This window comes from Marinitoga arctica (assembly GCF_054657315.1).
The window spans coordinates 17456-29777 of the sequence record NZ_BAAHYY010000028.1 but is presented as its reverse complement, the minus strand read 5'-3'; the positions used below and the strand labels follow the sequence as shown (position 1 = coordinate 29777).

Below are 12322 nucleotides of genomic sequence, written 5' to 3'. Positions count from 1 at the left end.
TTTTGCTGGGATTAATAATTTCAAAGAGATTTAACAATATTTAAAAATTTTTGTTTATAAAGTCGGCTGCACTTTTCGCAGAAGAAAAAGCCCATTGAATATTATATCCACCTGTATCACCGTCTATATCAATGACTTCGCCAATAAAATATAAATTTTTTACAATCTTGGATTCCATAGTTTTGGAGTCTATTTCTTTTGTATCAATACCTCCTGATGTTACCATTGCAATATTAAAATCTCCAACTTTATCAATAACAAATTTCTGGTTATATAAATAATTTATTACTAAATTTCTATTTTTTTTGCTCAGAACATTGCATTTTATTCTTTTATCAAGATTTATTTTTTTAAACATTATAGCAATAAATCTTTTTGACAAATTATATTTTTTTAAAACATCAAATAATAAAATATTTTTATTCATTTTTTTTTGAAGATCATTTCTAAATAATTCTTCATTGTTAAAATTCACAAAAGAAATAGAAAGTTTATCTCCATTTTCAAAATATCTAGAATTATTTAAAACAACAGGTCCTGAAAAACCTTTATGAGTAAATAACAATCTTCCATAATATTTGCTTTTCCCTTTTTTTATTATTACATTTATAGTACTTCCAGATAAATCTTTAAAAGGATAGTTTTTAATTATAATAGGGCTCAAAGCTGGTTTTGGATTTATTATATTATGTCCAAATTTTTTTGCGATATTGTATCCATCACCATTTGTTCCTAAAATAGGATAAGACTTGCCACCAGTGGCTACTATTAAAATATCAGATTTGAATTCTCCGTGATTTGTTTTTATCTTGAATATATCTTTTTTTTCAATATTACTAATTTTTGTATTAAATTTAATACTTGTATTTTTATTTATATTATTTAAAAGCCACTTTAATACGGTTTTTGAATTCATGGTTTTTGGGAAAATTTTCCCTTCTTCTGTAATTGTATACTTAAAATCAATATCTTTTAATAAATCTTTGTTTGAATAATTAAACAGAGCTTTTTTAACAAAATTTCTTTTATTATAATGGGTTATCAAATCTTCTATATCATCATTATTAGTAAAATTACATTTCCCGCCACCAGAAATTAATAGTTTTTTTCCAGGGCTAATATTTTTTTCTAAAATTAAAACTTTCTTATTTTTAATTTTAGAAGCGCAAAACAATCCAGCTGCTCCTGCACCTATTATAATGACATCATATTTCATTTCTACCTCCAAAAAAAAAAGACAGAAAAACTGTCTTTAATTAACAATAATATCAATAATTTGTTTATAATAATCTATAATATTATTATATTCACTTGCAAATACATCTATAAAAAATTTTTTGCCATTTGTTTTATTTAAAATACTTGTTTTTTTGTAGTTTGAGAAATTAATTTGATCTTTTGAAGATAAATTCCTAGTATATTTTATATTATATCTTTTATAAAAATGAATAAAAATATTATTAGAATCCACAATATTGATTTTTTTATTTTTAATATATTTAGAAAAGTCATCGGATAAATCAACAATTTTCTGTGTAAAATCAAGTAAATTATTCCTAAATTCAATAGATTTTTCAGGGAATAAAATTTCTAACCTTTTTTCTATTTTATAAGCAATAACTACTGTATATAATGGATCTGACCAGATAAAAGGGTTTTCTTCATATGGATAATACAATACACCTTCTGATAGTACAACACTATTTATATTTTTTTCTAAATTAATTTCTTTATCAAGAATGACAAATAAATCGACATTTTCAAAATCATTTGAGTTTACATTTAAATTTAAAAACGAGTCATAATCGTTATAAACTGTTCTTATGTTAGCTTCTGGTGCTAGCTCTCTTACTATCAGCTCTAATGGTTTAAAAGATGTAATAATATTCAAAGAAAATATATGGATAATAAAAAGTATAAATGATAATGTGGATAATTTCTTCATATCTAACCTCCAATTCCTTTTCAAGTTGTTATTATATCATATTTTTATATAAAAAAGAAAAATAAAATGAAAATTTAAGAAAGATGTATAGTTAAATTTGGAATAAATTTTTAGAATAAATATTTATATCTTATATTTACCATTATTTACTATTAACATTCTATCAAGTATAAGAATAGTTTTTTATAAAATAAAAAAAATGTTTTATAATTTATAAATAACCACTTGACAAAATATAAAAAATACATTATAATATTTAATGTGGAGGTGGTAAAATGATTGGATCAATATTACTAATTTTATATGGTGTTATTTTAATTTTTTTTGGGGCAAAAATGTTTTGGGCATCGTTTTTCATAGGCTTGGGATTATATATCTTTTATATTTATTATTCTGCATTTAAAAGAAAAAAATCTCAAAAAGTTTTATTAAAAAAAGCTATAAAAAAAATTATAGATGAAAATGATTCAGAAACAGCAGCTGGAATAATTTCAGAAAAAATGAAATATCCTGTTGGAACAAAATTTGTAATCAGTGTAAACACAGAAGATACTAAGGTTAATTTGGTTTTTCCAATAGGAATTTTGATATCAACAAAACCTTTATTATATAGTTTAAAACCTTTGTTAAAGAAAACTATTAAATCTAAAATTAATGAAAAAAATGCTGAATTTAATATTGATATTGATGAAATCATAAATGTTATAATTGAGTCTGTTAACTATATTTACGATTTTTATGGGGACTTTATAGATGTAGAAACTAATAGTGGAAAAACAAAAATAAAAATATATGTGGCGTAAGGAGATGATTATATGTATAAAGCTCCAATTATTTGTCCTGTGTGCAATAAAAAAATGCATATTGAAGTTTTAAAATGTTCAAATTGTGGTTCAAAATTAGAAGGCGAATTTGAAATGAATGAATTTGCAACATTAAGTAATGAAAATGTAGAATTTTTAAGACTTTATTTATTGAATCGTGGAAATCTATCTAAAGTTTCTGAAATATTAAAAGTTTCTTACCCTACAGTATTAAATAAGTTTAACAAACTATTAGCAGATTTAGGATTTGTTTCCAGTGAAGATTTATCAAAAAGTTCAAAAGATGAAAATCTAATTTTAGAAAAAAAGAAAATTATTGACGACTTAGAAAAAGGGTTATTAAAACCAAAAGAAGCAATTGAAAAATTAAAATCATTAAAGGGGGTAAAATGATGAGGGAAGAATTGTTAAGAGTTTTAACTATGGTGAAAGAAGATAAAATTGAAATTGAAGAAGCTGCTGATTTAATAGAAGCATTTTTTGAAACAAAAAAAGAAAATACTAATACTAAAACTAAAAGAAAATTAGTTATTAAAGTTAATTCAGGAAATGGGGATAAAGTTAATGTCAAAATTCCCCTTGGATTAATAAAAATGGCCAAAGCATTAATACCTTTAGGATTAGCTCAACAAGGAGCAAACATAAGTAAAGAACAAGTAGATCAAATAGTTGAAGCACTAGAAAATATCAATTTTGATGAATTTGAAGGAGAAAATATTGTAGACGTAAACACTGAAGATGGAGACATTGTAAAAATATTCATTGAATAATTAAAGTGATTATTATAATATTAAATTACTTTATTCTTTAGAAATATTTAATTTTTTAATAAAGTCTTGACTAAAAGTTTATTTAATGGTATAATAAATTTGGTTTTGCCGAGATGGCGGAATTGGCAGACGCGGTGGACTCAAAATCCACTGAGGGTGAAACCTCGTGTGGGTTCAAGTCCCACTCTCGGCACCAAATATTACCGGCTTTTTAATAGCCGGTTTTTTTGTTATAATATAAATTAAATATGAAATATTTGGAGGTGATTTTATGGCAAAAGTAGCATTTACTTATGAAATTCCTGAAATAGCTGAAAAAAAATTAAGTGATGCTGGTTTTGAATTATGGATTAATAAGGAAGATAGAACATTATCCCATGAAGAAATAATTGAATTAGCAAAAAATTACGATGCTTTAGTAACATTATTAAGTGATAATATTGATAAAGAAGTAATAGAAGCTGGAAAAGGAAAATTAAAAGTCATTTCGAATTATGCAGTTGGATATAATAATATAGATATTGAGGCTGCAAAAAAAGCTGGTATATATGTAACTAATACACCAGGTGTTTTGAGCGATGCAACGGCTGATTTGGCGTGGGCATTATTATTTGCAGTTTCAAGAAAAATAGTTGAAAGTGATAAATTTGTTCGATCAGGAAAATTTGTTGGTTGGAGACCAAAATTATTTTTAGGATATGATATTAAAGGTAAAACGTTAGGTATTATTGGTATGGGAAGAATTGGCAAAGAAATGGCTAAAAGAGCAAAAGGGTTTGAAATGAATGTATTATATTATAAAAGAAATAGATTAAATGAAGAAGAAGAAAAAGAATTAGGTATAAAATATGCAACATTAGATGAAATTGTAAAAAATTCAGATTATATATCTTTACATACTCCATTAACAGAGGAAACATATCATTTATTAGATGAAAAAGAATTTTCAATGATGAAACCAAATGTAATTATTATTAATACTGCTAGAGGGCCTGTAATTAATGAAAAAATATTAATTAAATATTTAAAAGAGAAAAAGATTGCAGGTGCTGGTTTAGATGTATATGAAGAAGAACCAAAAATCCCCCAAGAACTAATAGAACTCGACAACGTTGTTTTAACACCACATACAGGAAGTGCAACTTTTGAAACAAGAGATAAAATGGCAGAAATGGTTGCTGATAATGTTATTTCAGCATTGAAAGGGGAGATACCTCCAAATAATGTATATTAATTTAATAGAAATATATTATCAGTTAAAAAAAATATATATAATTCCAGAAGGTTGGTGGCCTGGGAATACTAAATTTGAAATAATGATTGGAGCATTATTAACTCAAAATACAAATTGGAATAATGTTGAAAAATCATTAAATAACATTAAAAAAAATAATTTGATGAATCCAAAAGATTTATATAATATTCATATTAATAAATTAGAAGAATTGATAAAACCTTCAGGATTTTACACCATTAAAGCTAAGTATCTAAAAAACTTATTAAAATGGTTTGAAAAATATGATTTTTTATTTGATATTATTAAGAAAAAAAACAAAAATGAATTAAGAAATGAATTATTAAAAATTAAAGGTATTGGAAAAGAAACTGCGGATTCCATTTTATTATATGCTTTTGATAAAATGAGTTTTGTAATAGACGCATACACTAAAAGAATGTTTTCAAGAATTGGGTTAAACATAAAAAATACTTACGATGAATATCAAAAATTTTTTGAAAAAAACATACCACAAGATTTAATAATATATAAAAATTTTCATGGTTTAATTGTAGAGCATTCAAAAAGTATCTGTAAAAAAAAACCATTTTGCGAAAATTGTAAGCTTAAAAGCTTATGTAATAAAAATTTGTAATTAAATTTTATTATTAACTAAATATTGATTTTTTATATAATATATTAATCTATATAAATATATACGTTTATCGTATAAAGATTGGGGGAGAATTAGTATGAAAAAACAAAGTCTTTATGTTAAATTAGGAATACCTATAGTATTATTTGTTTTAATATCTTTGTTAACTTATTTTTCAACTCTATACATTACTAATCTTCAAAAGGATGACGGCCTTGTAATAAACTTAGCTGGAAGACAAAGGATGTTAACACAAAGAATGACAAAAGAAGCTTTAACCTATTATATATTTAAAGATGAAAAAACTAAAGAAAGTTTATTAAACACAATTAAAGTTTTTGATACTACATTAAACGCATTAAAAGATGGTGGAAAAGCTCCTTTCGATCTTGCGTGGGAAAAATTAGTTAATGTTCCTCCAGCACCAAAAGAAGCGAAAGATCAACTTGAAAATGTAAAAAAATTATGGATAATTTTTAAAACTCACATGGATGAATTTATAAAATCCGATAATAAAGAATCCTTAGACTATCTTTTATCTAATAATGTACCATTATTAGTTGAAATGAATAAAGGAGTTACTTTGTTCCAACTTGAATCAGAAAAAAAAGTCTCATTCATGAAAAATCTTCAACTAACATTATTTTTAATATCGTTATTAACTGGGATTTATGCTATATATGTCCTAAAAAAATCTTTATCTCCTTTAAAAGAACTTGAAAAAATTGCCGAAGGTGATTTAACAGTTTCTGCTAATATTACATCAAATGATGAGATTGGGATTATTGCAAAAAAAATGTATCATCTTGTTGGAGAGAAATTAAGACCAACATTTGATTTTATAAAAAGAAGCATGGAAAGTATAAAAATTTCTGCAGATAATGTTTCAGGAAGTGCTCAAGAATCAAATGCAATAATTGAAGAATTTAAAGCAACTTTTGATATGATGGCAGAAGAAGCAAAAGCTATGGAAAGTGAAACAGATAGAACTACAGATTCAATAAAAGAAATTTCTCGTTCTACTGATGAAGTTGCTAATGCAGCTATAGAACTTGCTAATGTTGCTGGTGTTTTGGAACAAGCAACTAATGATGGAAAAAAAGTTATGCAAGCTTTGGACATATCAATAGAAAATGCTGATAACGAAACATTAAAAACTATTGATGAAATAAAAGAATTAGAAAGTTATGCAAGCAAAATTACTGAAGTCATAGAGCAAGTTTCTAATATTGCTGAACAAACTAATCTCTTAGCATTAAACGCTGCAATAGAAGCTGCGAGAGCAGGAGAAGCAGGAAAAGGTTTTGCAGTAGTAGCAGATGAAATAAGGAAATTAGCTGAAGAAACCAGAAATGCAACAGATGAAATATCTAATATATTAGGTTCAATAAAAATAAATGTTGATAAATCAACAAATCAAATACATACAGTAAAAGATACAATGGAAAAAGTAACAGAAAATTCTAATTCTTTGAATAAAGAATTAGATAAGATTTTAAACCAAACATCGATACTTTCTGAAAGGGCACAAACTTTAGCTGCTTCTGCTGAAGAGCAAAATGCTTCATCCCAAACAATTGCTGAAGCTTTTACAAATATAAATAAATCTTTAAACAAATATTTTGAAAATATTAGCAATATGAAAGAATCAAGTGGAGAAATACAAAGTATGGCAGATAATTTAGCCGAGATTGCAGGAGATTTACAAACAAGTGTTGATCTTTTAAATAATGCTTTATCCGAATTTAAATTTTAAAATTATATAATCTTATTATATATAAAAATCCCCTTTATCAATAAGGGGATTTTGTTAATTTTAAATAAAAATGTAAATTAATATTCTTAATGCTTTCCACAGTCATGATTTCCATGTTCATGAAAATGTTCTTTCACTTCATATTCTTTATCTTTTAACATATTTTCCTTTAATGCTTCCATGATCTCTCTAACATTTCCATTAGCACCACGTATAACTTGAATTCCTAGTTGTTCAAAAAAAACTACTGCTCTTCCTCCAATACCTCTAGCTATTAATAAATCAATACCATTTTCGTGAAGAAAAGCAGGAATATCTCCTGGACCATGTTCTTCTAAAGGATTTTTAGTAATATTTAAATCATAATTTCCATCCTCTTTTAGATTTATAAATCCAAAATATGGTGCATGTCCAAAATGTTCGCTAATTTTTGAATCTTCTCCTAAATTTTCAATTAATGGAATTGCTATCTTCATTACTTTCACTCCTTTCATATTCGCTTAAAAAATTTTTTAATAGAATTATTCTATTTTTTATATTTTCTATTATTTCTTTTAAATATTTATTTCCTTCATTAGTAATATAAAAAATTTTCTTTGGAGGTCCATCTTTTCCAGGGTGTATTTTTGAATATATTAATTCTGCCATTTCCATCTTTTTTAAATGCCTATAAATAACAGCCGGATCATTTATTTTAAAACCTAATTCTTTAAGTTTCATTGATAAATAATAACCATGAGCAGGTTGCTGTTTCAAAAAAAGTAATAAATATCCACTTAATAAATCAGCACTTTTAAATCTTAAACATTTTCTTCTCATAATATTACCTCCATTATAATTATAAATCAATAGTGACAAATTGTCAATAGTTTTAATTAAAGTTATTACTAATTATATTAATATATAAATAAAATTTGGTTAAAACTTATAGGAAAATATTATTCATATGTCAATTCTTAATGTATTGATGATATTATAACAACATAATATTAATAAAAAGGAGGGGAATTATGAAAAAATCGTTTTTTATTTTATTTTTAGTGATAATTTTAAATGGTATGCTTTTTAGTTTTGAAGTATCAGGAACTTATTTGATGGAGTTAAGTGGTAATGAAAGAACTTTTTATGGTGCAAATGTTAAATTTGGAGATAAAAATTTACTTGGATTAGAAATTGGCGTATTCTCACCACCAGATATTATAAAATCTGGTGAAATATCGTATTTACAGCCAACAATATTTTTATTATTACAAATTCCTTTAAAAAGCTTAAAAGTATATGGTGGAATAAGTCCTATTATTCAGTATTATGACAATCAATTTTCTATATACTCATATACAATGTATTTAACCAAGGCAGGAATTGCTATATATTTAGGTCCATTAGTAATATCTGGTGGAATGAATACCGTATTTGATTTATCTTTTCAACAAACTTTTGGAATTTATAGTGGTTTTGCAGAATTAGGAATTAGATTTTAAAGGGGGGAAACTATGAGAAAATTACTTTTTTTATTATCAATAATGATATTATTTTTAATAATATCATGTCAAAAAATAGATCCATTATTAGGAAATAGCAATATTGGAGGTATTGCTAAATTAAGTGACAAAAGTAATCATGAAAATATATTGGTTTCAATTGAAGGTATGGAAAGTTCTGGTGACGGGTTTAGTCCTATAGATACTATATCAAAATTAGGCGATGGAATTACTGATTCAAACGGAAATTTTATAATTGAAAATATACCAGCGGGTAATTATATAATAAAAGCTGAACATGATGGTTATTTCCCAACCAAACAATTCATTGAAGTAAAAGAAGATTCTGAAATAACGCTTGAATCATCTTTAATTCTTTATCCATTAGGTGATTATGGTATGCTTAAAGGAAACGTAAAATTTATTGATAAGAATATTCATAGTGGTATTTTACTAGAAATTAGAACTCCCGAAGGTAACCCTTTACCTGGAATGTTCACTTTTTCTGATAATGATGGTAACTATTACTTTGATTTTATTCCAACGGGAAATTATGTCGTATATGCTCGTGATCCATCAAATAACTCTAATTATTCATCAGATGCTGCTCCTATAATAATTGAAAATACAAAAACTATTAATGCTCCAGATCTAATACTAAGGAAAGCAGCTGAACATGTGGTTATTTTTAGGGATTTATCTCCATGGAATGTTTCTAACGCTATTCCAAATATGTTAACAGAAATAGGTTTCTCTAAAGGAAGTGGATTAGATCAATATGAAATTAAAAGTTCCGATGATATAAATAGTATTGAATCATTTGATCCAACTTGGGCAATTATTATTGAGGGAGATCAATCAACAAGTTTTTATGATATATATAAGTCAAACTCTGAAAAATTTAACACCTTTGTTCGTAATGGTGGAACGTTATTTTGGGTTGCTTGTGATAATGGTTGGAACTATGGTAATTTTACTGGGACACTTCCAGGTGGTGTAATTTGGAGGGATTATTTTGATTATTACAACACTATTGAAAATGAAACTCATCCATTATTAGAAGATTTCCCAATTGAAAACCCATTGTATGGAAATTATGCAAGTCATGGAGGTTTTGACAATTTAGAAAATAGTGATATAGAAAATCTTGTAGTATTTATTAAAGAATCAACATCTTCTGAACAATATCCAACATATATTGAATATAGATATGGGAATGGAAGAGTTATAGCTTCAACTTCACCATTAGAATATTATGTTGAGCATTCTGATTACGATAGTGATTGGTTTATTTTACTACTCAGAAGATCTATTGAATATGTATTTAATATGAAATTAAGTCCTGCAGATATAGAAAACAATATGGGTGAATAAAAAATTAATTTTTTTAATTAGGATAAATTAAATATAAACTCTTCCAGCCTATTAAGCTGGAAGAGCATTTTTTTTATAAAATATGTAATGAAAGTTTTTTTATAGTTATATATATGGTATAATTTCCTTGAATAAAATTATTTTGGGAGGAGTTACTGTGAAAATAACAAGTATTGTTGATAATTTTAAAGTTCACCCTCTATTAAAAAGGGATTGGGGTTTTTCTGTTCTTATAGAAGAAAATGGGAGAAAATTACTTTTTGATACTGGAAATGATTACAGAATTTTAGAACATAATATAAAACATTTAGGATTGGAAAATAAATTAAATAATATTGATTATTTGTTTTTAAGTCATTTTCATGATGATCATACTGGAGGACTAGACTATATTTTAGAAAATTCAAAAGTTGAAAAATCTTTTATTCCTTCAAATTTTCCAAGTGATTTATTAAATAAACTAAAAAATAAAACAAAAATAGTTTCTTGTAACAAAATTGTAAAAATAGATGAAAATATATATTCTACTGGAACATTTGATGGAAATATACCGGAACATTCATTAGTATTAAAAACATCAAAAGGATTAGTTGTTATAACAGGTTGTGCTCATCCAAAAATAGAAAATATATTAAATTTTGTTAAGGAGTCTTTTGGAGAAAAATTACATGCTGTAATTGGTGGATTTCACTTTTATAAACTTTATGAAGAAAAATTGTTTGTAAGATTGGATAGAATTAAAAAAACGGGAGTTGAATATTTACTTCCTTCACATTGTACAGGAACAGAATCAATTAATGTCATGAATGTTGAATTTAAAGGAAGAATAATAAAATTTGGTGCAGGAACTATATTAGAAATTTAATACGGGGTGAAAAAATGAAAATAAATCTTTCAAATAGCGGATTAAGAATTTCTAGAGTTGTTCAAGGCATGATGAGACTAAATGAATGGGGATTTTCTAAAGAAGAATTAGAAAATTTTATTTTAAAAGCTATTAATTTAGGAGTAACAACATTTGATCATGCTGATATATATGGTAATCATACATGTGAAAGTATTTTTGGAGAAGTATTAAAGTCAAATTCTTCATTAAGAAATAAAATACAAATTATTACCAAATGTGGCATAATGGTAAAAAATGAAAAATATGAAAGAAAGGTTAAACATTATAACACTAGCAAAGCACATATTATAGAATCTGTGGAAAATTCATTGAAAAATCTAAATACTGATCATATTGATTTGTTATTAATTCATAGACCTGATCCTTTTATGAATCCTGAAGAAATTGCGAAAGCTTTTGATGAATTGTATAATTCCGGAAAAGTATTATATTTTGGTGTTTCTAATTTTACTATTCAGCAATTTAAAACACTACAATCATGGGTTAATGTTCCATTAATTACAAACCAAATAGAAATTTCACCTTTTAATATCGAGCACTTTGAAAATGATAATTTATATTTTTTAATGGAAAAAAGAATCAATCCTATGGCTTGGTCTCCATTAGCTGGAGGAAAAATTTTTAAAATTGATTCTGAAAAAGCTAGTAGAATATATTCTTCTTTAAAAGAGGTGGCAAAAGATTTTGGGGTTGATTCATTAGATACTATAGCATATTCATGGTTGTTAAGTCATCCGGCTGGAATAGTACCAATTTCGGGTAGCGGGAAAATTGAACGTTTAGAAAACGCAATTAAAGCTCTTGAATTAAATCTTTCGCCTGAACAATGGTATATTATTTATGAAGCAGCATTGGGTCATAGGGTCCCATAAGGAGGGATGTAATTGTATATTATAGATGAAAGTGTTTTATTAAAACAAAAAGAATTAAATGAGATAATTGAAGATTTAAAGTTTGTTTTAAAAACAATAAAAAGAGATGAAAAATTAGAAAAAATTAAAAAAAAATTGGATGAACCTTATACGTTCATGATAGTTGGGGAAGTTAATTCAGGAAAAAGTAGTTTTATTAATGCATTACTTAAAAATAAAGAATTAACTAAAGTATCGCCACAAACTTGTACAGATAAAATAAATGTTATTGAATATTCTGAAGAACCTTATGAAAAAGATTTGCCAGATAAATATATAAAATATATCGGTAGACCATACGAAATTTTAAAAAATATAAGAATAGTAGATACTCCAGGAACAAATAGCATGATTATTGAACATGAGAAAATCACTGAATCATTTGTTCCAGAAGCTGATTTGATAATTTTTATATTTCCAGCAAATAATATTGAAGCAGGTAGTGCATGGGATTTTTTTAAAAAGATAGTGCAAAAATAGTAT

At 25.6% G+C, this 12322-nt stretch carries 15 protein-coding genes and 1 tRNA gene; 12 read left to right on the top strand and 4 right to left on the bottom strand.

Annotation, left to right across the window (positions count from 1 at the left end):
* Positions 1–40: 40 nt before the first annotated feature.
* Positions 41–1216 (bottom strand): BaiN/RdsA family NAD(P)/FAD-dependent oxidoreductase, encoded by a 1176-nt coding sequence (locus ACYQ44_RS08185; RefSeq protein ID WP_459996505.1) that lies wholly within the window; start codon positions 1214–1216, stop codon positions 41–43.
* 36 nt (positions 1217–1252) lie between these two features.
* Positions 1253–1945 carry a metal ABC transporter solute-binding protein, Zn/Mn family gene (locus ACYQ44_RS08180; protein ID WP_459996504.1) on the bottom strand — a complete coding sequence of 231 codons (693 nt, stop codon included), beginning with the start codon at positions 1943–1945 and terminating at the stop codon, positions 1253–1255.
* 275 nt (positions 1946–2220) lie between these two features.
* Between ACYQ44_RS08180 and ACYQ44_RS08175 the strand changes: the two genes are divergently transcribed.
* From ACYQ44_RS08175 to ACYQ44_RS08145, 7 genes are all read left to right on the top strand, one after another.
* Positions 2221–2748: a hypothetical protein gene (locus ACYQ44_RS08175; protein ID WP_459996503.1), complete on the top strand. Its 528-nt coding sequence runs from the start codon at positions 2221–2223 to the stop codon at positions 2746–2748.
* Positions 2749–2760: 12 nt separating this feature from the next.
* Complete coding sequence (locus tag ACYQ44_RS08170) at positions 2761–3162, top strand: DUF2089 domain-containing protein (protein ID WP_459996502.1); 402 nt, start codon at positions 2761–2763, stop codon at positions 3160–3162.
* Positions 3162–3539 carry a hypothetical protein gene (locus ACYQ44_RS08165; RefSeq protein WP_459996501.1) on the top strand — a complete coding sequence of 126 codons (378 nt, stop codon included), beginning with the start codon at positions 3162–3164 and terminating at the stop codon, positions 3537–3539. The genes ACYQ44_RS08170 and ACYQ44_RS08165 overlap by 1 nt, the downstream gene beginning before the upstream one ends.
* 107 nt (positions 3540–3646) lie before the next feature.
* Positions 3647–3735, top strand: a tRNA-Leu gene (locus tag ACYQ44_RS08160).
* 75 nt (positions 3736–3810) lie between these two features.
* On the top strand, positions 3811–4773 hold the full coding sequence (locus ACYQ44_RS08155) for a 2-hydroxyacid dehydrogenase (RefSeq protein ID WP_459996500.1): 963 nt from the start codon (positions 3811–3813) through the stop codon (positions 4771–4773).
* A complete protein-coding gene (locus ACYQ44_RS08150; protein WP_459996499.1) occupies positions 4763–5410 on the top strand; it encodes an endonuclease III domain-containing protein in 648 nt (215 codons plus the stop codon). Before ACYQ44_RS08155 ends, ACYQ44_RS08150 begins: the two co-directional genes overlap by 11 nt.
* Positions 5411–5507: 97 nt before the next feature.
* Entirely contained in the window at positions 5508–7166 is a 1659-nt protein-coding gene (locus ACYQ44_RS08145) for a methyl-accepting chemotaxis protein (protein ID WP_459996498.1), read from the top strand.
* Between the two features lie 86 nt (positions 7167–7252).
* Here ACYQ44_RS08145 and ACYQ44_RS08140 read toward each other — a convergent pair whose 3' ends face one another.
* Both ACYQ44_RS08140 and ACYQ44_RS08135 read right to left on the bottom strand, forming a co-directional pair.
* The gene (locus ACYQ44_RS08140; protein ID WP_459996497.1) at positions 7253–7642 is read right to left on the bottom strand and encodes a NifB/NifX family molybdenum-iron cluster-binding protein; all 390 of its coding nucleotides are present in this window, start codon (positions 7640–7642) and stop codon (positions 7253–7255) included.
* Positions 7617–7985, bottom strand: a complete 369-nt coding sequence (locus ACYQ44_RS08135; protein WP_459996496.1) for a PadR family transcriptional regulator — start codon at positions 7983–7985, stop codon at positions 7617–7619. The genes ACYQ44_RS08140 and ACYQ44_RS08135 overlap by 26 nt, the downstream gene beginning before the upstream one ends.
* A gap of 191 nt (positions 7986–8176) precedes the next feature.
* Between ACYQ44_RS08135 and ACYQ44_RS08130 the strand changes: the two genes are divergently transcribed.
* The 5 genes from ACYQ44_RS08130 (at position 8177) to ACYQ44_RS08110 (ending at position 12319) form a co-directional block, all read left to right on the top strand.
* Positions 8177–8647 (top strand): hypothetical protein, encoded by a 471-nt coding sequence (locus tag ACYQ44_RS08130; RefSeq protein WP_459996495.1) that lies wholly within the window; start codon positions 8177–8179, stop codon positions 8645–8647.
* 12 nt (positions 8648–8659) lie between these two features.
* Complete coding sequence (locus ACYQ44_RS08125; protein ID WP_459996494.1) at positions 8660–10021, top strand: peptidase associated/transthyretin-like domain-containing protein; 1362 nt, start codon at positions 8660–8662, stop codon at positions 10019–10021.
* Between the two features lie 157 nt (positions 10022–10178).
* Positions 10179–10886, top strand: coding sequence for an MBL fold metallo-hydrolase (locus ACYQ44_RS08120; RefSeq protein ID WP_459996493.1), 708 nt, complete (start codon positions 10179–10181; stop codon positions 10884–10886).
* Positions 10887–10900: 14 nt separating this feature from the next.
* Entirely contained in the window at positions 10901–11800 is a 900-nt protein-coding gene (locus tag ACYQ44_RS08115) for an aldo/keto reductase (protein ID WP_459996492.1), read from the top strand.
* 12 nt (positions 11801–11812) lie between these two features.
* Positions 11813–12319, top strand: coding sequence for a dynamin family protein (locus tag ACYQ44_RS08110; protein ID WP_459996491.1), 507 nt, complete (start codon positions 11813–11815; stop codon positions 12317–12319).
* The last annotated feature ends 3 nt before the right edge of the window (positions 12320–12322 follow it).